Annotated in this window: 17 protein-coding genes; 9 read left to right on the top strand and 8 right to left on the bottom strand. The window is 60.6% G+C overall.

What is annotated here, in order from left to right:
- Positions 1 to 109: 109 nt before the first annotated feature.
- Both prpE and AC2FJ6_RS04165 read right to left on the bottom strand, forming a co-directional pair.
- Entirely contained in the window at positions 110 to 1,999 is a 1,890-nt protein-coding gene (gene prpE, locus AC2FJ6_RS04170) for a propionate-CoA ligase PrpE (RefSeq protein WP_496668481.1), read from the bottom strand.
- Positions 2,000 to 2,254: 255 nt separating this feature from the next.
- A complete protein-coding gene (locus AC2FJ6_RS04165) occupies positions 2,255 to 4,528 on the bottom strand; it encodes an NADP-dependent malic enzyme (RefSeq protein ID WP_496668479.1) in 2,274 nt (757 codons plus the stop codon).
- Positions 4,529 to 4,714: 186 nt separating this feature from the next.
- Between AC2FJ6_RS04165 and AC2FJ6_RS04160 the strand changes: the two genes are divergently transcribed.
- The 7 genes from AC2FJ6_RS04160 to upp all read left to right on the top strand — a co-directional run bounded on the left by AC2FJ6_RS04160 (position 4,715) and on the right by upp (position 11,071).
- Positions 4,715 to 5,398: a hypothetical protein gene (locus AC2FJ6_RS04160; protein WP_170770132.1), complete on the top strand. Its 684-nt coding sequence runs from the start codon at positions 4,715 to 4,717 to the stop codon at positions 5,396 to 5,398.
- Positions 5,373 to 6,464, top strand: coding sequence for a cupin domain-containing protein (locus tag AC2FJ6_RS04155; RefSeq protein ID WP_496668477.1), 1,092 nt, complete (start codon positions 5,373 to 5,375; stop codon positions 6,462 to 6,464). The genes AC2FJ6_RS04160 and AC2FJ6_RS04155 overlap by 26 nt, the downstream gene beginning before the upstream one ends.
- 89 nt (positions 6,465 to 6,553) lie before the next feature.
- Positions 6,554 to 6,940, top strand: a complete 387-nt coding sequence (locus AC2FJ6_RS04150; RefSeq protein WP_170770136.1) for a cytidine deaminase — start codon at positions 6,554 to 6,556, stop codon at positions 6,938 to 6,940.
- A 3-nt stretch (positions 6,941 to 6,943) separates the two neighbouring features.
- On the top strand, positions 6,944 to 8,251 hold the full coding sequence (locus AC2FJ6_RS04145; RefSeq protein ID WP_170770138.1) for a thymidine phosphorylase: 1,308 nt from the start codon (positions 6,944 to 6,946) through the stop codon (positions 8,249 to 8,251).
- On the top strand, positions 8,248 to 9,459 hold the full coding sequence (locus tag AC2FJ6_RS04140; protein WP_170770140.1) for a phosphopentomutase: 1,212 nt from the start codon (positions 8,248 to 8,250) through the stop codon (positions 9,457 to 9,459). Before AC2FJ6_RS04145 ends, AC2FJ6_RS04140 begins: the two co-directional genes overlap by 4 nt.
- The gene (locus AC2FJ6_RS04135; protein ID WP_170770142.1) at positions 9,456 to 10,442 is read left to right on the top strand and encodes an adenosine deaminase; all 987 of its coding nucleotides are present in this window, start codon (positions 9,456 to 9,458) and stop codon (positions 10,440 to 10,442) included. The genes AC2FJ6_RS04140 and AC2FJ6_RS04135 overlap by 4 nt, the downstream gene beginning before the upstream one ends.
- Positions 10,439 to 11,071, top strand: a complete 633-nt coding sequence (gene upp, locus AC2FJ6_RS04130; protein WP_170770144.1) for a uracil phosphoribosyltransferase — start codon at positions 10,439 to 10,441, stop codon at positions 11,069 to 11,071. The genes AC2FJ6_RS04135 and upp overlap by 4 nt, the downstream gene beginning before the upstream one ends.
- A gap of 6 nt (positions 11,072 to 11,077) precedes the next feature.
- On the opposite strand, the gene AC2FJ6_RS04125 is transcribed toward upp, so the two are convergent.
- The gene (locus tag AC2FJ6_RS04125) at positions 11,078 to 12,091 is read right to left on the bottom strand and encodes a hypothetical protein (protein ID WP_170770146.1); all 1,014 of its coding nucleotides are present in this window, start codon (positions 12,089 to 12,091) and stop codon (positions 11,078 to 11,080) included.
- A 155-nt stretch (positions 12,092 to 12,246) separates the two neighbouring features.
- Between AC2FJ6_RS04125 and AC2FJ6_RS04120 the strand changes: the two genes are divergently transcribed.
- Together AC2FJ6_RS04120 and AC2FJ6_RS04115 are read left to right on the top strand one after the other, a co-directional pair.
- The gene (locus tag AC2FJ6_RS04120) at positions 12,247 to 13,182 is read left to right on the top strand and encodes a DMT family transporter (protein ID WP_170782758.1); all 936 of its coding nucleotides are present in this window, start codon (positions 12,247 to 12,249) and stop codon (positions 13,180 to 13,182) included.
- Positions 13,179 to 13,826: a sulfotransferase family 2 domain-containing protein gene (locus AC2FJ6_RS04115; protein ID WP_170770150.1), complete on the top strand. Its 648-nt coding sequence runs from the start codon at positions 13,179 to 13,181 to the stop codon at positions 13,824 to 13,826. Before AC2FJ6_RS04120 ends, AC2FJ6_RS04115 begins: the two co-directional genes overlap by 4 nt.
- A gap of 79 nt (positions 13,827 to 13,905) precedes the next feature.
- Here AC2FJ6_RS04115 and AC2FJ6_RS04110 read toward each other — a convergent pair whose 3' ends face one another.
- The 5 genes from AC2FJ6_RS04110 to AC2FJ6_RS04090 all read right to left on the bottom strand — a co-directional run bounded on the left by AC2FJ6_RS04110 (position 13,906) and on the right by AC2FJ6_RS04090 (position 18,978).
- Entirely contained in the window at positions 13,906 to 16,107 is a 2,202-nt protein-coding gene (locus tag AC2FJ6_RS04110; RefSeq protein WP_170770152.1) for a 3-hydroxyacyl-CoA dehydrogenase NAD-binding domain-containing protein, read from the bottom strand.
- On the bottom strand, positions 16,100 to 16,588 hold the full coding sequence (locus AC2FJ6_RS04105; RefSeq protein ID WP_496668475.1) for a cupin domain-containing protein: 489 nt from the start codon (positions 16,586 to 16,588) through the stop codon (positions 16,100 to 16,102). Before AC2FJ6_RS04105 ends, AC2FJ6_RS04110 begins: the two co-directional genes overlap by 8 nt.
- Entirely contained in the window at positions 16,588 to 17,799 is a 1,212-nt protein-coding gene (locus AC2FJ6_RS04100) for an acetyl-CoA C-acetyltransferase (protein ID WP_170770155.1), read from the bottom strand. Before AC2FJ6_RS04100 ends, AC2FJ6_RS04105 begins: the two co-directional genes overlap by 1 nt.
- 11 nt (positions 17,800 to 17,810) lie before the next feature.
- Complete coding sequence (locus tag AC2FJ6_RS04095) at positions 17,811 to 18,449, bottom strand: glutathione S-transferase family protein (protein WP_170770157.1); 639 nt, start codon at positions 18,447 to 18,449, stop codon at positions 17,811 to 17,813.
- A gap of 316 nt (positions 18,450 to 18,765) precedes the next feature.
- Positions 18,766 to 18,978 carry a hypothetical protein gene (locus tag AC2FJ6_RS04090; protein WP_170770159.1) on the bottom strand — a complete coding sequence of 71 codons (213 nt, stop codon included), beginning with the start codon at positions 18,976 to 18,978 and terminating at the stop codon, positions 18,766 to 18,768.
- Positions 18,979 to 18,987 lie beyond the last annotated feature (9 nt).

The following is an 18,987-nucleotide window of genomic DNA, read 5'->3' as shown; positions in this document are numbered from 1 at the left end:
ATCCTCTTTCATCTGGCCAGAAATATCCCGGAGCGCGAGGCAGAGCCTCGCATTCGCGCGTCTGCGCAAATCGGGCGCGCCGACAGGCGCACCCTTGAGTTTCCCGTTGTTATTGTGCGTAGCCGATGGTCTTCAGCGCGTCCGTGATCTCGTCCAGAATGGCGGGATCGTCGATGGTAGCAGGCATTTTGTAGTCTGCACCATCGGCAATCGACACCATGGTCCCCCGCAGGATCTTGCCTGAACGCGTCTTGGGTAGGCGGTCCACCACAACAGCCTGTTTGAACGCCGCAACCGGACCGATCTTTTCGCGCACCAGCTTGACCACATCCTGCACGACCTCAGCATGATCGCGGTCGCAGCCTGCGTTCAGGCACAGGAAACCAACCGGCATCTGGCCCTTCAACTGGTCGGTTACACCGATCACAGCACATTCGGCCACGTCGGGATGGGCGGCCAGAACCTCCTCCATCCCCCCAGTGGACAGGCGGTGGCCCGCAACGTTGATCACATCATCCGTGCGCGCCATGATGTACAGATATCCGTCCTCATCAATCATGCCTGCATCGCCGGTCTCATAGTAACCGGGGAAATGATTGAGGTACGAGCTTTTGAAGCGCTCTTCCGCATTCCACAACGTCGGCAACGTACCGGGGGGCAGGGGCAACTTCACCGCAATCGCGCCCAACTCGCCGGATTTCATCGGATGGCCACCTTCGTCCAGGATCTGCACGTCATAGCCCGGCATTGGCTTCGCTGGCGAGCCCAACTTGGTCGGCAGTTCCTCGATCCCCAGCGGGTTGCCAGCGATGGTCCAGCCGGTTTCAGTCTGCCACCAATGGTCGATCACCGGCACTTTCAACGCGTCCTGCGCCCAGACGATCGTGTCCGGGTCTGCCCGTTCTCCAGCCAGGTAAAGCGCGCCCAAATGGGACAGGTCGTAATTGGCGATCAACTCACCTTGCGGATCCTCGCGTTTAACCGCTCGGATTGCCGTTGGGGCGGTGAAAAAACTTTTGACTTTGTGTTCGGAAATCACGCGCCAGAAGGTCCCCGCATCCGGGGTACCCACGGGTTTGCCTTCGAACACGATGGTGGTGTTGCCATGGATCAGGGGCGCGTAACAGATGTAGGAGTGCCCTACGACCCATCCCACGTCGGATGCCGCCCAAAACACGTCACCAGGGTCGACATTGTAGATATTCTTCATCGTCCAGTTCAACGCGACCAGATGGCCTGCCGTGGGGCGCACGACACCTTTGGGTGAACCGGTCGTGCCCGAGGTGTAAAGGATATAGGCAGGATCATTACCATCGACCGGGACACATTCAGCCGGTTCGACGCCGTACTGGAAGCCGTGCCAGTTAAAGTCGCGCCCTTCGACGAGCTGGGCGACTTCCTGTTCGCGTTGGAAAATAACGCAGAAATCGGGTTTGTGTTCTGCCAGATCAATCGCGCCGTCCAGCAGGGGTTTGTAGTGAACCACGCGGCCCGGCTCCATCCCGCAAGAGGCGGCGATGATCGCTTTGGGTTTGGCGTCGTCGATCCGCACGGCCAGTTCGTTGCTGGCAAAGCCACCGAATACCACCGAATGCACCGCGCCCAGACGCGCACAGGCCAGCATCGCCTCAAGCGCCTCGGGGATCATTGGCATATAGATGATAACCCGGTCGCCCTTTTCGACACCCTTGGCCCGAAGTGCACCTGCCAAATTGGCTACGCGGTTGCGCAGCTCGACATAGGAAATCTCGCGCTTGGTATGCGTGATCGGGCTGTCATAGATGATTGCAGTCTGCTCGCCCCGTCCGTTTTCGACATGGCGGTCGACAGCGTTCCAGCAGGTGTTTACGCGGGCGTCCGAGAACCACTCGTATAGCGGCGCGTTGTCATCGAACAAAGCCTTGGTCGGGGGGCTTACCCAGTCGATGCCCTTTGCGGCCTCCATCCAGAAGCCCTCGGGGTCGGATTTCCAGCCTTCGTAAACGTCCTGATATGCCACGGTGTTCTCCTCCGTCAATTCCTTGGCATGTGTGTAAGGGGCAGGGCGGCCACAGGACAAGCAAGCGGCGTGACGGAGCGTCACTTTATCGCAAAAAGTTTGCAGAATTCGCCGAATTGACTTGCAAATTTTTGCAAATGCACGACTGCATGAGGGTTATCTGGCGATTGATGGGTAAATTTGCAAAACTGCAAATTCGGGCGTGCAAACAGATAGGGAATCGGCCGGACGCCGTTTCAGACGTCCGGCCGCAGTTTATCCGTAGTGCGTGACCGGCGTACCGGCGATGGCGGCCATGTTCAAAAGCCCTCGTGCGGTGATCGAGGGCGTCACGATATGCGCTTTGTTGCCCATCCCCATCAGGATCGGCCCGACCTCCAGCCCGTCGGCCTTCATCTTCAGAATATTCCGCACACCGCTGGCTGCGTCCGCATGAGCAAAAATCAGCACATTGGCCGAACCTTTCAGTCGCGAATTGGGGAAGATCCGCCCGCGCAGTTCGGGGTCCAGTGCCAGATCCAAGTTCATCTCGCCCTCATAGGTAAAGTCACGCGGCTCGGAATCCAGAATATCCAGCGCGGCCCGCAGGCGTTTGCCGGACCCTTCGGACTGGTTGCCAAACTGCGATTGCGAGCAGAAGGCGATCTTGGGCTCTAGCCCAAAGCGGCGCACGTGACGGGCGGCCCCAATGGTGCTTTCGGCGAGTTCTTCGGGCGAGGGCAGTTGCCGCACATGAGTGTCGGCGATGAACAACGGCCCGTCTTCCAAGATCATCAACGAAAGAGCGCCATGCGGGCGCAGGTCGCCGTCCGCCAACACTTGTTCCACATAGTTCAGGTGCCAGCGATATTCGCCGAAGGTGCCGCAGATCATACTGTCGGCGTCGCCCCGTTGCACCGCGATGGCGGCAATTGCGGTGTTGTTTGTCCGCATGATGGCCTTGGCCAGATCAGGTGTGACGCCGCGGCGCTGCATGAGCTGGTGGTAGGACGTCCAATAATCGTAGTATCGCGGATCGTTTTCCGGGTTCACGATCTGAAAATCCGCACCTGGTCGCACCGTCAAACCCAACCTTTCACAGCGGGCCCCGATCACGTCTGGTCGACCGATCAGAATGGGGGTCTCGGTGGTTTCTTCCAGAATAGCCTGAGCAGCCCGCAACACCCGTTCATCTTCACCCTCGGCAAAGACGATCTTGCGGGAAGCGGCTGCGGCGGCCTCGAAAACCGGGCGCATGATTAGGGCGGATTTGAAAACGGTCTGGTTCAGTTGTTCCTTGTACGCCTCGATATCTTCGATGGGACGCTTAGCAACGCCGCTGTCCATTGCGGCCTTGGCCACGGACGAGGACACAACCCCCACAAGGCGCGGATCAAAGGGTTTGGGGATCAGATAGTCCGGCCCAAAGGTCAACTGTTCCCCTTTATAGGCGGCTGCGGCCTCGGCACTGGTGGTGGCGCGCGCCATCTCGGCGATGCCGTCCACGCAAGCGATTTGCATCTCGTCGTTGATCTCGGTAGCGCCTACATCCAGCGCGCCCCGGAAGATGAAAGGAAAGCATAGGACGTTGTTGACCTGATTTGGAAAGTCACTGCGGCCTGTGGCGATGATTGCATCCGGGGCCACTTCGCGCGCGGCGTCGGGCAGGATTTCCGGCGTCGGGTTGGCCAACGCGAAGATGATCGGGCGGCTAGACATTTTCGCGACCATTTCGGGCTTGAGCACATTCGGCCCGCTGAGGCCCAGAAACAGGTCCGCGTCGCCGATCACATCATCCAATGTACGCAGGTCGGATTTCTGCGCAAACTGATCCTTGTGCGGATTCATATCCTTGGCGCGGCCCTCGTAGACCAGCCCGTGAATATCGCACAGCCAGATATTCTCGCGCTTGACACCCAGTTTGACCAACATGGACAGACAGGCAATCCCGGCCGCCCCGCCGCCGGTCGAGACGACTTTGATATCTTCGAACGATTTGCCGGCAACGTGCAGCGCGTTCTTGGCCGCAGCGCCCACGACAATGGCGGTGCCGTGCTGGTCGTCGTGAAAAACGGGGATGTTCATCCGCTCGCGGCAGATTTTCTCGACGATGAAACAGTCGGGGGCCTTGATATCTTCAAGGTTGATCGCGCCAAAGGTCGGTTCCAGCGCGCAGACGATATCAGCCAGCTTCTCGGGGTCGGGCTGGTCGACCTCGATATCGAAACAGTCGATACCGGCGAATTTCTTGAACAGAACGGCCTTGCCCTCCATCACTGGCTTCGAGGCCAGCGCACCGATATTGCCCAGCCCCAGAACAGCAGTGCCATTCGAGACCACTGCAACAAGATTGCCGCGCGCGGTGTAAAGCTCGGCATTGTGCGGGTCGGCCTTGATTTCCAGGCTGGCTTCGGCCACGCCGGGCGAATAGGCGCGGGCCAGATCGCGGCCATTGGCCATGGGCTTTGTGGCCTTGATCTCAAGCTTTCCAGGTTTGGGATGGGCGTGGTAATCAAGCGCGGCCTGCCGCAGGCTGGGTGTGTCCGACATCGACAAATCAACTCCGTTCCAAGACTTGGTTGATCGTTAAACCATTTTCCGAGGCTTGGCTACGTTGCGTCATTTCATTGCGGGTTTCCGACCTCATGGGGGTGCTGGTTGAATTCTGCCACGAAACATTTACGGTCTGCCGCGTTCGTAAACACCAATGAATACGCGCAGCGATGAAGGTCTGATATGAGCTTGAAAGACGAACGCAACCCCGGCTTGGTCCTGCACGGATCGTTCGGTGTACAATCCGTGGGGCTGCGGGCGGTGCTGGCTGTGATGGCCTGGATTCTGGTCGTGATTTCGATCTGGCCTGTTCAGGCTTCGGCCTTCAACCAAGAAGGCGGGCTGATCGAAACCGGATCGGCATTCGCGCTGATGATGGCTGGGGTGATTGCGCTTTATCGCTATCGTGGCGTGTCGCGTTTGTATATTGGCGTTGTCTGTCTTCTGCTGGCCGAGCGCGAGCTTGAGGCAGATATCTACGCCATTGGCACTTGGCAGCATACGATCCTCAGCGGGTTGGATACAGCGCTGGACATGACCCTTGTGCGTTTGGTGCTGGTTGCAATCGTGCTTGGCGGGCTGGTCTGGCATGGCATTCCGTCTGGCTGGCGCGCGTTCAAAGCCCGCGCGCCTTTTTTGCTGGTGTTTTTCCTGGCGGGCATGTCGGCGGTGGTCGCGCAACTGCTCGAAGAGGTGTCCGGGATGATGGGTTCGGATATTTCGCAAACCATGATGCTGCGCCTGTTTGTGCTCGAAGAAACGCTTGAGATGTTCTTTTCGATTGGCATTCTGGCCGCTGTTCTGATCGGATGGCCGAAAGCCAAGACCGAAGAGACAGTGAATGACCAACAACCAGACCAAAGCTGAGATTCGCCTGCCCACGCAGGAGCTGCGCGACGATATCCCGTTTTATACCAAGGTGCTGGGGATGCGGATGGATATGATTTATCCCGCCGATGATCCTCGGGTGGCGGTGTTTTCCGGCCACGGGCTGCGGCTGCGGATTGAAAAGGACGCGTCGGAAAGCCCCGGCACGTTGCGCATCCTGACCGATGACCCCGATAGTTTTGCCGACGGGCAGCGCAGCCTAGTGGCCCCGAACGGCACAAAAGTCGAGATTGATGAGCTGAATCCGCCCATGGTCATGCCCGACACCGTTCATTCCTTCGTGGTGCGCAGGCTCAAGGATCAGGCCCCGTGGATCATTGGCCGTGCCGGAATGCATTACCGCGATCTGGTGCCCGACCGGCTGGGCGGGTCCATCATTGCCAGCCATATCCGCATTCCGGATGGCGGCCCGGTGCCGGATATGGTGCATTTCCACAAGGTCGGGTTCCAACTGATCTTCTGCATCCATGGCTGGGTGGATGTGGTCTATGAGGATCAAGGCGAAAAGATGCGCCTGACGGCGGGTGATTGCTTTATCCAGCCACCCGAAATCCGTCACCGCGTGCTTGAGGCATCGGACAATGTGCAGGTGATCGAGATCGGCGTGCCTGCCGAGCACGTCACCGAGATTGATCACGATATGGACCTGCCCACCCCGCACTACCGCCCCGATCGTGAATGGCAGGGGCAAAAGTTCGTCTTCAATCAGGCCGAAGGCGCGGATTGGGTGCCGTTCCGCCTGCCGGGCTATATCTGTCGCGACACAACGATTGCCGAAAACACCAAGGGCGTGGCCGGGGTGCAGGTGGTGCGCAAAGGGCAGGGGGGTCCGCAATGGGCCGCCCATGACACAGATATCCATTTCACCTTTGTCATGAACGGCACGGTCACATTAGAGGGTGAGGGGCGCGAGCCGTACCCGCTGGAGCAAGGGGACGCCTTCGTGATCCCTCCGGGGATGCGGACGCGCCTGTCGGACCCGTCGGATGATGTGGAGCTGCTTGAGGTCACGCTGCCGGGTACGTTCAACACAAGACTGGGGTAAGAATTGCGGCGCGCGGGGCTTCACCTTAGCGCGCCGTTTCACTAGAACAGTATTTTTCTGACCAGATGATCAAAAATCGGGGAATCGCCATGAATCTGAAAGACGCAGCCCTATTAGTTCGCGAAAACGCCTATGCACCCTATTCGAACTTCAAGGTCGGGGCGGCGGTCCGGTCGGCAAGCGGCACCGTCTATTCCGGCTGCAACGTGGAAAACGTGGCTTATCCCGAAGGCACCTGCGCCGAGGCCGGGGCGATTGCTGCCATGGTCGCCGCAGGTGAGCAGGAACTGACCGAGGTTTATGTGGTCGCCTCATCGCCTCAGCCCGTGCCGCCCTGTGGGGGCTGCCGTCAGAAACTGGCCGAGTTCGGCAAGCGCGAGGTCAAGGTGACGCTGGCCTCGGTCGAAGGGTCTGAGATGGAAACCACCATCGGCGATCTGCTGCCGGGGGCCTTTGGCGCCTCGCATATGGAGTGAGCCATGGACGCCCGTTCGATCAACGCCAAGCTGCGCCGGGGTCAGGTGCCCACGGCCGAGGAATTGCGCTGGTTCGCGCAAGGTCTGGCCGATGGCGGTGTAAGTGATGCGCAGGCCGGTGCTTTCGCCATGGCCGTCTGTATGGGCGGTCTGGGCGCGCAGGGCCGTGCAGACCTGACGGTTGCAATGCGCGACAGCGGCGACGTTCTGACATGGGACGTGGATGGCCCGGTGATCGACAAGCACTCGACCGGCGGAGTGGGCGACAGTGTCAGTCTGGTGCTTGCGCCTGCACTGGCCGAGATGGGAGCTTATGTCCCGATGATCTCGGGTCGTGGGTTGGGCCATACCGGCGGGACGCTGGACAAGCTCGAGTCGATTCCGGGCGTGACCACTCAGATCAGCGAAGATCGTCTGGCGCAGATTTTGCGCGAAACCGGCGCGGCCATCGTCGGTGCAACGGGGCAGATCGCCCCTGCGGACAAGCGGCTCTATGCGATCCGCGATGTGACGGCGACTGTGGAAAGCCTGGACCTGATCACCGCGTCGATCCTGTCCAAGAAACTGGCCGCCAGCCCGGATGCTCTGGTGCTGGACGTCAAGGTGGGCAGCGGCGCGTTCATGAAAACCCACGAAGATGCGCGCAATCTGGCACAGGCGCTGACCCAGACCGCGAATGCTGCGGGGTGCCGGACCTCGGCGGTGATCACGGATATGAACCAACCTTTGGCCCCCGCGCTGGGCAACGCGTTAGAGATCTGCGAGGTCATGAAGGCCATGACCAGCGGGCACAATTCGCCCTTGGCCGAAATCTCGGCCGAGTTGGGCGGCGTTCTGCTGGTGGATGCCGGGATGTGCGCAACCGTGGATGAAGGTCGCGAGAAATTGGCCGAAATCATCCGCTCGGGCCGCGCGGCCGAAAGGTTCGGGCGCATGATGGCCGCCGTTGGCGCGCCACTGCATTTCGTCGACAACTGGTCGCGGTACTTGCCCGAGGCCAGCGTGATCCTTGAAGTCCCTGCGCCAAGTGCGGGCTATGTAGCCGCGATGGACGGTGAGGCGCTGGGTCTGGCCGTTGTCGCACTGGGCGGTGGGCGGCAAGTTGAGAGCGACCTGATTGACCCTGCCGTTGGCGTCTCGGACATCGTGCGGCTGGGTGATAAGCTGGACAAGGGTGCGCCGTTGGCCGTGATCCACGCCGCCCGCGAGGACGCGGCGCAACAGGCGGCGCAGGCCGTCTTGCACGCGATCAGCCTCGGGCCGGACAACCCCTCGCTGCCGGGGATCGTGCATGAAAGGATCACCGCATGACCCGCGTGTTTCTGGTGGTGATGGACTCGGTCGGCATCGGCGGCGCGCCGGATGCGGATCAGTTTTTCAACGGTGAGGTTCCCGATACGGGGGCCAACACGCTGGCCCATATCGCGCAGGCTTGCGCCGAGGGCCGGGCTGAGGAGGGCCGCTCGGGGCCGCTGCACTTGCCCAATCTGGACGCTTTGGGGTTGGGGGCGGCGACCCGTTTGGCCTCGGGCGCGGACACGCCAGGGCTGGCGACAGAACCTACCGGCCTATGGGGCTGCGCGCGGGAACACTCGCCGGGCAAGGACACGCCCTCGGGCCATTGGGAACTGGCCGGGCTGCTGGTGCCATGGGATTGGCACTACTTTCCCGACACCAAGCCATCCTTCCCCGCTGATCTGAGCCGCGCTGCGGCAGAGGCTGCGGGCACGGACGGTATTCTGGGTGATTGTCACGCGTCGGGCACGGCGATCATTGCCGACCTTGGGGCTGAACATCTGCGCACCGGTTGGCCGATTTGCTATACGTCCGCCGACAGCGTGTTCCAAATCGCCGCGCATGAGGAGCATTTCGGCCTCGACCGTTTGCTGGACATGTGCCGAACTCTGGCCCCACGCCTGCACGAGATGAAAGTGGGCCGGGTTATCGCGCGGCCATTTGTGGGCTCTCCCGAACAGGGCTTCACCCGCACCACCAACCGCAAGGATTTCGCCATCCTGCCGCCTGCGCCGGTTCTGACCAACTGGGCGCAGGATGCCGGGCGGCGCGTGCACGCGGTGGGCAAGATCGGCGATATTTTCTCGATGCAGGGGATCGACACGCTGCGCAAGGGCTCGGACGCGGACCTGATGCGCCACCTCTCCGATCTGGTCGATGAGGCAGAAGAGGGCAGCCTGACCTTCGCGAATTTCGTGGAGTTTGACAGCCTTTATGGCCACCGTCGCGACATCAGCGGCTATGCAAGCGCGCTGGAATGGTTCGACCGTGAGATCGGCGCAATCATCGCCCACCTGCGCCCCGGCGACCTGATGCTGCTGACCGCCGACCACGGCAATGACCCCAGCTGGATCGGCACCGACCATACTCGGGAACAGGTTCCGGTGCTGATCGCCGGGCGAGGCGCGGGTCAGATCGGCGCGGTCAATTTCGCCGACATTGCGGCCAGCATCGCACATCACCTGAACATCCCGGCGCAGGGGCCGGGGCGGAGTTTTCTATGAGCGTCGCAGACCTTCCCAAAATCGAATTGCACCTGCACCACGAAGGCGCGGCCCCGCCCGCCTTTATCCGGCAGTTGGCCCATGAAAAGCGCATCGACCTGAGCGGGATTTTCAAACCCGACGGCAGCTATGATTTCCGCGATTTCGCCCATTTCCTCAGCGTGTATGAGGCCGCCTGCGAAGTACTGAAATCGCCCGAGGATTTCCGCCGCCTGACACTGGCCATCCTCGAAGAAAGCGCGGCGAACGGAGTGGTCTATTCGGAAACCTTCCTCAGCCCCGATTTCTGCGGCGGCGGAGACCTGCACGCCTGGCGTGACTACCTGACCGCCATTCAGGACGCGGCGGATGAGGCGGAACGAAAATACGACATCACCTTGCGCGGCGTCGTGACCTGCGTGCGCCATTTCGGTCCTGAAAAGGCTAAACTCAGCGCCTATTGCGCGGCGGAAACGGCGGGCGAGTGGATCACTGGGTTTGGTATGGGTGGCAATGAATCCGTGGGCGCTCAGGGCGACTACGCATGGGCCTTCGATTGCGCGCGCGAGGCGGGTTTGCGATTGACGACCCATGCCGGAGAGTTCGGCGGCCCCGAAAGCGTACGCGATGCCATTCGCGATCTGGGCGTGGAGCGTGTGGGCCATGGCGTACGCGCCATCGAAGACCCTGACCTGATCCGCGAGATCATCGACCGCGACATCACGTTTGAAGTCTGCCCCGGCTCAAATGTGGTACTGGGGCTTTTCCCCGAATTCGCGGCCCATCCGATTGCAAAACTGCGGGATGCCGGTGTCAAAGTCACGGTTTCCACCGATGACCCTCCGTTTTTCCACACTACAATGCGGCGGGAATATGAGATGCTGGCGCAAGCCTTCGGCTGGCAGGCCGAGGATTTCGCGGCCCTGAATGAAACCGCCCTTGCGGCCGCCTTTTGCGATGACAAGACCCGTGAACGGGTCAAGACAAGACTGGAGAGAACATGAGCGAACACCTGACCGTCGTTGACCACCCGTTGGTGCAGCACAAACTGACGCTCATGCGGGACAAGGGCACTTCGACCGCCGAATTTCGGCAGTTGCTGCGTGAGATCACGCTGCTGCTGGCCTATGAGATCACGCGCGAAATGCCGTTGACCACCCGCCATATCGAAACCCCGATGGAGGAAATGGACGCCCCTATCCTAGCGGGCAAGAAACTGGCGCTGGTGTCGATCCTGCGCGCAGGCAACGGTATGCTGGACGGGGTGCTGGAGCTGATCCCCTCGGCCCGTGTGGGTTTTGTCGGCCTCTACCGCGATGAGGAAACGCTCAAGCCCGTGCAGTATTACTTCAAAGCGCCCGAAGGGTTGAAGGACCGTCTGGTCATTGCCGTTGATCCGATGCTGGCCACCGGCAACAGTTCAGCCGCGGCGATAGATCTGCTGAAGGAGGCTGGCGCCACTGATATTCGCTTCCTTTGCTTGTTGGCCGCGCCCGAAGGGGTCGCACGCATGAAAGAGGCGCACCCGGATGTGCATATCGTCACGGCCTCGCTGGATCGCGAGCTGAATTCCAAGGGCTATATCATGCCGGGGCTGGGCGATGCGGGCGACCGGATGTTTGGCACCAAGTAAGCTGGTCTAGCCGCCGCAAATATTCTGTAGCCGGACCCAATCGCGGTCCGGCAGAACCTGCTGCTGAGGACGTCCGGCCATGGGATCAGCCTCGATCAACCCCAGGACGGTTTCGCCGGTCACATCCATGGCATAGGCAAACGGGGTCGAGGGCAGGGCGGTCTGCGCGAACATCTCCAGTAACGCGTCATCAGGTAGGGACGGGCGGGGTTCAGACAGAACCTCTTCGGTATAGGCATCGACGATGCCCGGTGTCAGCTCTCCGGTTGTCAGCAGGCGAAAGGCGGTTGCAGCACCTGTGCGGTTCAGCAGATCGTCCAGCGGGTCCTGTGCCTGTGACCGGGCGCGTTCGGCGACGATATAGCCGGCGGCGACCGAAGGGTCCTCGTGATCTTCGACCAACGCGCGGTTTAGCAGGATAATGCCGCCCGGCAGGCTGAGGCTCGTTTGCACGCCCGCAGGCAGGATAACCACTTCACGCACACCGGTACGTGTGGCCAACTGTTTCAGCGCGTCCTGTGCGTCGACCGAGGCGCAGGCGCGACCTGACACGCGCTCGATCCGTTCAAGAATTGCGTCGCCGATATCGTGGCGTTTGATCTCGGGCACCACCGAGACCACGTGGTTTTGCACGGCGGCGGGCACCCAGAACACCAAAAGGGCCACGACGGCGGCGGCAACACCGGCGACGCTGAGCCAGCGCAATCGCCCCGGATGCGGACGGCTGCGGTCAATGGCCCGTTGCAGGCGGTCGATTGCCTCGATCATAGTGGTCTCGGTCTCCGACAGCTCCAGCGTTTCGTCCGGGTCGCCATCGGGGTTGTATATAGCTGGATACGCGCCGGGGTTCTGCCGCTCCAACGCAGCCAGCGACCAATGGGTCAGCGCGTTGTCGTTGAAATCCGAGATTGTCATCGTGGCTTCGCCAATCGACACCACGACCTCGCGCCGCTGCACATCGGGCGATGGGCGCCACAGACCGGTTGCTTCGATCCGTTGGTACTGTTTAAGGGCCGTCATCACGGGTGAGGTCTGCTCATTCTTGATTGGCGGCAGTTTAGCACGCAAAAATCCAGCGGCGCAAACCTGTTGCGCGATGTCGGGGAATTGTGCTGGATGTGACGACGCATCCGGGCGTAGGCGTGCCCCGGTCGGTTTCTGCAATAGGGTCAAACATGTCGTCTGGTGCGCAAACTTCTCCGATCTTGGCCTCGGTTCTGATGGTCAGCGCAATGGCGATCATCGGGGTGATCGACAACGTAGTGATCCTGCTGGCCGACACGGTCGGGCTGTGGCAGTTCCACCTGAGCCGGTCCACCCTGATGCTGCCGCTGATCATCGGCTTGTCCTTGTTGGGATTCGGGCGCTTGCGTCCCGTCCGGCCGGGTCCGGTGATGCTACGCAGTGTGCTGATCACGCTGGCCATGCTGTTCTATTTCACCTCGCTGGCGCTGATGCCGATTGCGCAGGCGCTGGCAGGTCTGTTCACCTCTCCGATTTTCGTGCTGCTGATTTCGACGCTTGCAATGGGGCAGAGGATCGGGCCATGGCGCATTCTGGCCGTCCTACTGGGGTTCGCTGGGATTCTATGCGTGCTGCAACCCAATCCGCAGGATTTTGATGCCCGCACCCTGCTGCCGGTGGCCGGAGGGTTGTTCTATGCCCTCAGCGCCATCATCACGCGCAGCCATTGCGCGGGTGAAAGCACAGTCGCGCTGTTGGCGGCGATGGTGATCACACTGGGGTTGACGGGATTGATCGGAGTGGGGGTTCTAACCCTCTTCCCCATGATATCGCCCCCAGGGCCCGACGGGTTTGTCACGCGTGGCTGGGTGTGGCAGATGCAAGACGCTGTGCCATGGATCATCGTGCAGGCTGTAGGGTCAACAATCGCGGTTTTCATGCTGATCAAAGCCTATCAGGTAGGCGAGCCATCCTATGTTGCAGTGTTCGAATACTCGGTCATGATTTTCGGCCCCCTGTTTGCGTGGGTCGCCTTTGGTCAATCCATCGGGCTGATGCAGATCGGAGGGATTGGTCTGATCGCGACCGCCGGAGCGCTGCTGGGCTGGCGGGCTGGTCGCGCGCCCGCCGAGCAGGCGGCGGCATGATCATCTCAAATGGCCGTAGATACGTGTTTGTCCACATCCCCAAAACCGGGGGAACGTCGCTGTCTCTGGCGTTAGAGGCGCGGGCTATGAAGGATGATATCCTTATAGGCGATACACCCAAGGCCCTACGGCGGCGCAAGCGGCAGAAGGCTTTGACAGGCGTTGGCGCTTTGACGAAACACGCACCGCTTTCTGCGCTGGATGGGCTGATGACACCGGTTGCGTTGCGCGGCATGTTCACGTTCACGCTGGTGCGCAACCCTTGGGACAGGATGGTCAGCTACTATCATTGGCTCAGAACCCAAAAGTTTGACCACCGGGATGTCACCTTGGCGCAAACCCTTTCATTTCAGGATTTCGTCTTGCACCCGCAGATTGCACGATCCTTCGCAGCCAATCCCGCAAGGCGCTATATGACGCTGACCGACGGAACCGAACATTGCAGTGCCTTCATCCGGCTGGAGTATTTTGACCGAGACGCCGCCCCGCTATTCGACCATTTGGGATTTCGGGTGGCATTGCCCCTGAGCAACAGGTCCGAGCGGGCACCGGATTATCGCAGTTACTATTGCGCCAAGACACGTGCGGCTGTGGCCGAGGCTTGGGCCGAGGATGTCGACAGGTTTGGGTATCGCTTTGATTAGCAGTACGTTCCGTTTGGAATCTTGAAAAAGTGCAAATGGGAAAGCTGGCGCAGGGGGGCTGCGCCAGCTTCTTTGACTTTTAGGCCGCTTTGGCTTCGGGGTCGAAACGCCCGTAGAAGCTTTGACCCTTCTCCGCCATTTCCCGCAGCAGCGGCGGGCAGGTGAAGCGTTCACCGTAGGCTTCGGTCAACTGATCGCAACGTTCAGCCGCATAAGGTGTGCCGATGATGTCCAGCCAGCTCAGCGGGCCACCGGACCACGGCGCAAAGCCCCAACCCAGGATGGCGCCCACATCGCCTTCGCGGATGTCTTCCAGAACACCTTCCTCCAACGCGCGGACAGCTTCCAACACCTGCGCGAACATCAGGCGTTCCTGTACTTCGATCAGGTCGGGCTGCTCTTCGGCATGCGGGTATTTCTCGGCCAGGCCGGTCCAGTATGCGACGCGTTTGCCCTTTTCGTCATAGTCGAAGAAGCCTGCATTGGCCTTGCGGCCCAGACGGCCTTCGCCTTCCATCCAGAAGATCAGGTCATCGGCGGGGCTTTCGGGATAGGCGTTGCCCATCGCAGCTTTGGTCGCCCGCGCTATCTTGGCACCCAGATCAATCGAGGTTTCGTCATTCAACTGGATCGGCCCTACGGGGAAGCCCAGCTGACGCGCGGCATTGTCGATCAGCACCGGGCTGACGCCCTCGGTTATCATCCGCAGACCTTCGTTGATGTAAGGGATGATGCAGCGATTAGCGTAGAAGAAGCGTGCATCGTTGACCACAATCGGCGTCTTGCGGATCTGGCGCACATAGTCCAGCGCCGTGGCAACCGCACGATCGCCGGTTTCCTTGCCCTTGATGATCTCAACCAGGAACATCTTCTCAACCGGCGAGAAGAAGTGAATGCCTATGAACTGTTCGGGCCGAACGCTGGCCTTGGCCAGATCGGTGATCGGCAGGGTCGAGGTGTTCGAGGCAAAAATGCAATCCTCGGGGATGATCGCCTCGACCTTTTGGGTCATCTCGGCCTTGACGGAAGGGTCTTCGAACACGGCTTCGATGATCAGGTCGCAGCCTTTCAGGTGGTCCAGATCGGGCGTTGCGGTGATGCGCGACAACATCGCCTGTTTCTTGTCTTCGGTGACTTTGCCGCGCTTCATGCCCTTGTCCAGATAAGCCTCGGTATAGGCTTTGCCTTTATCGGCAGCCGCCTGATCACGATCGACCAGAACAACCTCCATCCCGGCCTGGGCCGAGACCAGCGCGATGCCCGCACCCATCATGCCCGCACCCAGAACGCCGATCTTCTTGACCGACTGATCCGGCACACCGGCTGGACGTACTGCGCCTTTCTCAAGCGCTTCTTTGTTCAGGAACAGCGACCGGATCATGGCACCCGAGGACGGGTTCATCAGGACTGAGGTGAACCAGCGCGCTTCGATCTTCAGCGCGGTGTCGAAGTCAACCAGAGCCCCCTCATAAACTGCACTCAGCAACGCCTTGGCCGCCGGGAAGGCGCCTTGGGTCTTGCCGTTTACCATCGCCGAGGCGCCAACGAAGTTCATGAAACCTGCAGGGTGGTACGGCGCACCGCCGGGCATTTTATAGCCCTTGGCATCCCACGGCTTGACCAGATCGGTGTCTTTCGCTTTCAGCACCCATTCCTTTGCGGCTGCCACCGGATCTGCAGCGATCTCATCGATATAGCCTGCGCCTTTGGCCTTTTTGACGTCCAGCATCTTGCCTTCCAGCAGCAGCGGTGCCGCTGCAATCGCGCCCACCTTGCGGACCATCCGCGTGGTGCCGCCCGCGCCGGGGAAGATGCCGACCATGATCTCGGGCAGGCCATATTTCGCCTTGGGGTTCTCGGCGGCGAAAATGCGATGCGTGGACAGAGGCAACTCCATGCCGATGCCTGCGGCAGTGCCGGGCAGGGCGGTTGCGATCGGCTTGCCGCCTTTCTTGGTCTTGGGGTCCATGCCGGCCAGCTCGATCTTGCGCAGAAGGGCGTGCATTTGCATCGTGCCGTCAAACAGACCTTTGGCCGGGTTGTCGCCTGCCTGTTCCTTCATCACAGCCAGCAGGTTCAGGTCCATGCCGCCCGCAAACGACCCTTCTTTGCCCGAGGTCAGGACGATCCCCTTGACCTCCTCATCCGCCAGCGCCTGATCGATCAGGTCGCTCAGCTGGGCCAGCCCGTCAAAGGACATTACGTTCATCGTCTTGCCTGGAACGTCCCAGGTGATCGTGGCGACGCCGTCTGCGTCTTTGGTCAGAGTGAAATCAGTCATTGTCATCTCCAATCTGGTCAGCCGTCAGCGGGCTGCCGTCTTTCCGGGTGAAGGCCTCGCCGTCGGCGTCATCCTTCACCATCATGTCGATATCGCTGTAAAAGCCGGTCTCGGTCGGGGTCCGCGTGCCCACCACCAGAAAGGTCGCGGGCGCGTCGGTTTTGTTAACAAGGTGGTGGCCGTTGGGCTCACCTGCGGGCCAGGCCGCGCAGTCACCGGGCCGCATCTCGTGCTCACCATCGTCGTCGATCAACGTGCAGGTGCCGGAAAGCACAATGGCGAACTCGTCCTGCTCCATGTGGTAGTGCCGCAGCGAGGACATCCCCGCGGGCTCCAACCGTACGATGTTGACCCCATATTGGGTCAGACCGCCCGCATCCCCCAGCCGCTGAACGAAACGACCTGCGGTCGCCTCGGCCAGCTTACCGGGATAGGACGATCCCCCAATAAACGGGATCTGAGAGAGATCCAGCTTGGGCATCAGACCCGCTCGATGATAGTCGCGGCCCCCATGCCCGACGCGATGCAGAGCGTGGCCAGGCCGGTTTCTTTGTCCTGACGCTCCAGTTCGTCCAGCAGGGTGCCGATGATCATCGCGCCGGTTGCACCCAACGGGTGACCCATCGCGATCGAGCCGCCGTTGACGTTCACCAGCTCGGGGTCCACATCAAATGCCTGCTGGAACCGCAGTACGACCGACGCGAAGGCTTCGTTCACTTCGAACAGGTCGAAATCCGAAATCTGCATGCCGTTGTCGGCCAGGATTTTCTGGGTCACCGGAACCGGGCCAGTCAGCATGATCGTCGGGTCCAGACCGATCTTGGCGGTGGCTTTGATACGCGCGCGCGGCTTGATGCCGTGCTTCTCACCGAATTCCTTGTTGCCGATCAGAACGGCCGCTGCCCCGTCCACGATGCCCGAGCTGTTGCCCGCGTGGTGGATGTGGTTGATCTTTTCCAGGTGCGGGTATTTCAGCAGGGCGACCTTGTCGAAGCCCGGCATCTGCTCTCCCATCATCTGGAAGGCTGGGTTCAGGCTGCCGAGGCTCTGCATGTCAGTTCCGGGGCGCATGTATTCGTCGCGGTCCAGAATGGTCAGGCCGTTGCGGTCCTTGACCGGAATGATCGATTTTTCAAAGCGGCCTTCGTCCCAGGCTTGCGCCGCGCGGCGCTGCGATTCCATCGCCAACTGGTCCGCCTGATCGCGGCTGAAGCCGTATTCGGTGGCGATGATGTCCGAGGAAATCCCCTGCGGTACAAAATAGGTATCCATCGCCAGGGTAGGGTCAACGGCAATAGCCGCGCCGTCCGATCCCATGGGTACACGGCCCATCATCTCGACGCCGCCGGCGATATAGCCGTCACCGGCACCGCCTTTGATCTGGTTTGCGGCCAGGTTCACGGCTTCCATGCCGGAAGCGCAGAAGCGGTTGATGGCCAGACCCGGGATCGATTCATCCAGATCCGAGGCCAGCACGGCCGAGCGCGCCAAACAACCGCCTTGCTCCATCACCTGCGTGACGTTGCCCCAGATCACGTCCTCGACGGCGTGACCTTCCAGGTTGTTGCGCTCTTTCATGGCGTTAAGGGCGACGGCGGACAGTCGCACCGAGGTTACCTCGTGCAGGCTGCCATCCTTGCGGCCCTTGCCACGCGGGGTGCGCAGGGCGTCATAGATATAGGCTTCGGTCATGGGTCTTCTCCTCAAGCTCGATCCGACGGATTGCCGGGCATCAGGTCATAGGGGTGTTTCCAGCCGGGCTGTTCGCTGAGGCGCGCCAGCCAGGCGTCGATATGGGGCCAGTCGGCACGGTCAAAGCCGAATGGTTCAGGGTAGTACAGGTATCCGCAGCAGCTGAGGTCGGCGTTGGTCACGCCGTCGCCCACGATCCAGTCGCGGCCCTCAAGGTGGGTATTCAGGATTTCGTAAGCGGCCTTCAGGCGTCCTTGGTTGAACGCAATGACATCTGGGTTGCGGTGCTCTTCGGGCAGGAAATTGCACAAAAACCGAGTCATCCCCGCATTCGAGCTGAGCTTGTGATTGTCCCACAGGACCCAGCGAAAGATGTCGTAGTTTTCGTCGCGGTCCTTGCCGCCGAACTTGCCTGACTTTTCAGTGATATAAGCCTGAATGGCCCCGGATTGGCTTGTGCGAAAATCGCCATCGGTCAGGACTGGCACCTCGCCCATTTCATTGACCTCGGCGCGATATTCGGGGGTGCGCGATACGCCTTTGAAAAAGTCCACAAAAACGGGTTCCCATTCCAGGCCCGACATCTCAAGCGCAAGCGCGGCTTTGTAAGAATTTCCGCTTTCTCCGAAGCAATGCAGTTTGATGGTCATGTGCGCGCCCCTCCCGTGGCGTGTGCGGCTATGTCGGTATTTCCGAATTTTTGAAGAGAAGAAGTCCGCAGGGTTTTCCCTTCTCCGTAACGGTTCTTTAACGTCGAAGCGGCCTTTTCATGCGTGCGGTACAGGCTGCCGAGCCGATGTTCGCACGATGAAAAGCCTCGCCGTCCTGACTGCGTGCCCAAAGGTGCGATCATAACCCGGATGGCGGGGGGGAAGCGTGCGTTTGCCTTCTTCTCGCTCCAAATACGTCCGCCGGAGGCGGACAGAGTATCTGCGATTTGCCAAAGTTGTCTGGTCCCCGCATCATTCACCGTTTTCGCGCCTCAAGTTCCGAGTTGAAGATGCGCAACTTGTGCGTCAGGTTGTCGTGATCAATCACGCTGTTGAAATTTTCGAATAGAAACGACAGAGCCTCACCCTCATCCAACCCGGCTTCGGCAGCGAAACCGCGCAGTTTGCGATAGCCATCTTCGGTCATTGCAACCGGAAACCGGCGGGTCAGGCGAAAGCGTTTGGGCATGTCGGTCCT

The organism is Ruegeria sp. CDSA089 (genome assembly GCF_059612205.1).
This window is presented reverse-complemented; position numbering and strand designations above follow the sequence as displayed.

Bases quoted from the DNA above. Each gene is read 5' to 3' on its own strand.
- AC2FJ6_RS04165 (WP_496668479.1), bottom strand. From the start codon at position 4,528: ATGTCGGACACACCCAGCCTGCGGCAGGCCGCGCTTGATTACCACGCC.
- AC2FJ6_RS04160 (WP_170770132.1), top strand. From the start codon at position 4,715: ATGAGCTTGAAAGACGAACGCAACCCCGGCTTGGTCCTGCACGGATCG.
- AC2FJ6_RS04155 (WP_496668477.1), top strand. From the start codon at position 5,373: ATGACCAACAACCAGACCAAAGCTGAGATTCGCCTGCCCACGCAGGAG.
- AC2FJ6_RS04150 (WP_170770136.1), top strand. From the start codon at position 6,554: ATGAATCTGAAAGACGCAGCCCTATTAGTTCGCGAAAACGCCTATGCA.
- AC2FJ6_RS04145 (WP_170770138.1), top strand. From the start codon at position 6,944: ATGGACGCCCGTTCGATCAACGCCAAGCTGCGCCGGGGTCAGGTGCCC.
- AC2FJ6_RS04140 (WP_170770140.1), top strand. From the start codon at position 8,248: ATGACCCGCGTGTTTCTGGTGGTGATGGACTCGGTCGGCATCGGCGGC.
- AC2FJ6_RS04135 (WP_170770142.1), top strand. From the start codon at position 9,456: ATGAGCGTCGCAGACCTTCCCAAAATCGAATTGCACCTGCACCACGAA.
- upp (WP_170770144.1), top strand. From the start codon at position 10,439: ATGAGCGAACACCTGACCGTCGTTGACCACCCGTTGGTGCAGCACAAA.
- AC2FJ6_RS04125 (WP_170770146.1), bottom strand. From the start codon at position 12,091: ATGACGGCCCTTAAACAGTACCAACGGATCGAAGCAACCGGTCTGTGG.
- AC2FJ6_RS04120 (WP_170782758.1), top strand. From the start codon at position 12,247: ATGTCGTCTGGTGCGCAAACTTCTCCGATCTTGGCCTCGGTTCTGATG.
- AC2FJ6_RS04115 (WP_170770150.1), top strand. From the start codon at position 13,179: ATGATCATCTCAAATGGCCGTAGATACGTGTTTGTCCACATCCCCAAA.
- AC2FJ6_RS04110 (WP_170770152.1), bottom strand. From the start codon at position 16,107: ATGACTGATTTCACTCTGACCAAAGACGCAGACGGCGTCGCCACGATC.
- AC2FJ6_RS04105 (WP_496668475.1), bottom strand. From the start codon at position 16,588: ATGCCCAAGCTGGATCTCTCTCAGATCCCGTTTATTGGGGGATCGTCC.
- AC2FJ6_RS04100 (WP_170770155.1), bottom strand. From the start codon at position 17,799: ATGACCGAAGCCTATATCTATGACGCCCTGCGCACCCCGCGTGGCAAG.
- AC2FJ6_RS04095 (WP_170770157.1), bottom strand. From the start codon at position 18,449: ATGACCATCAAACTGCATTGCTTCGGAGAAAGCGGAAATTCTTACAAA.
- AC2FJ6_RS04090 (WP_170770159.1), bottom strand. From the start codon at position 18,978: ATGCCCAAACGCTTTCGCCTGACCCGCCGGTTTCCGGTTGCAATGACC.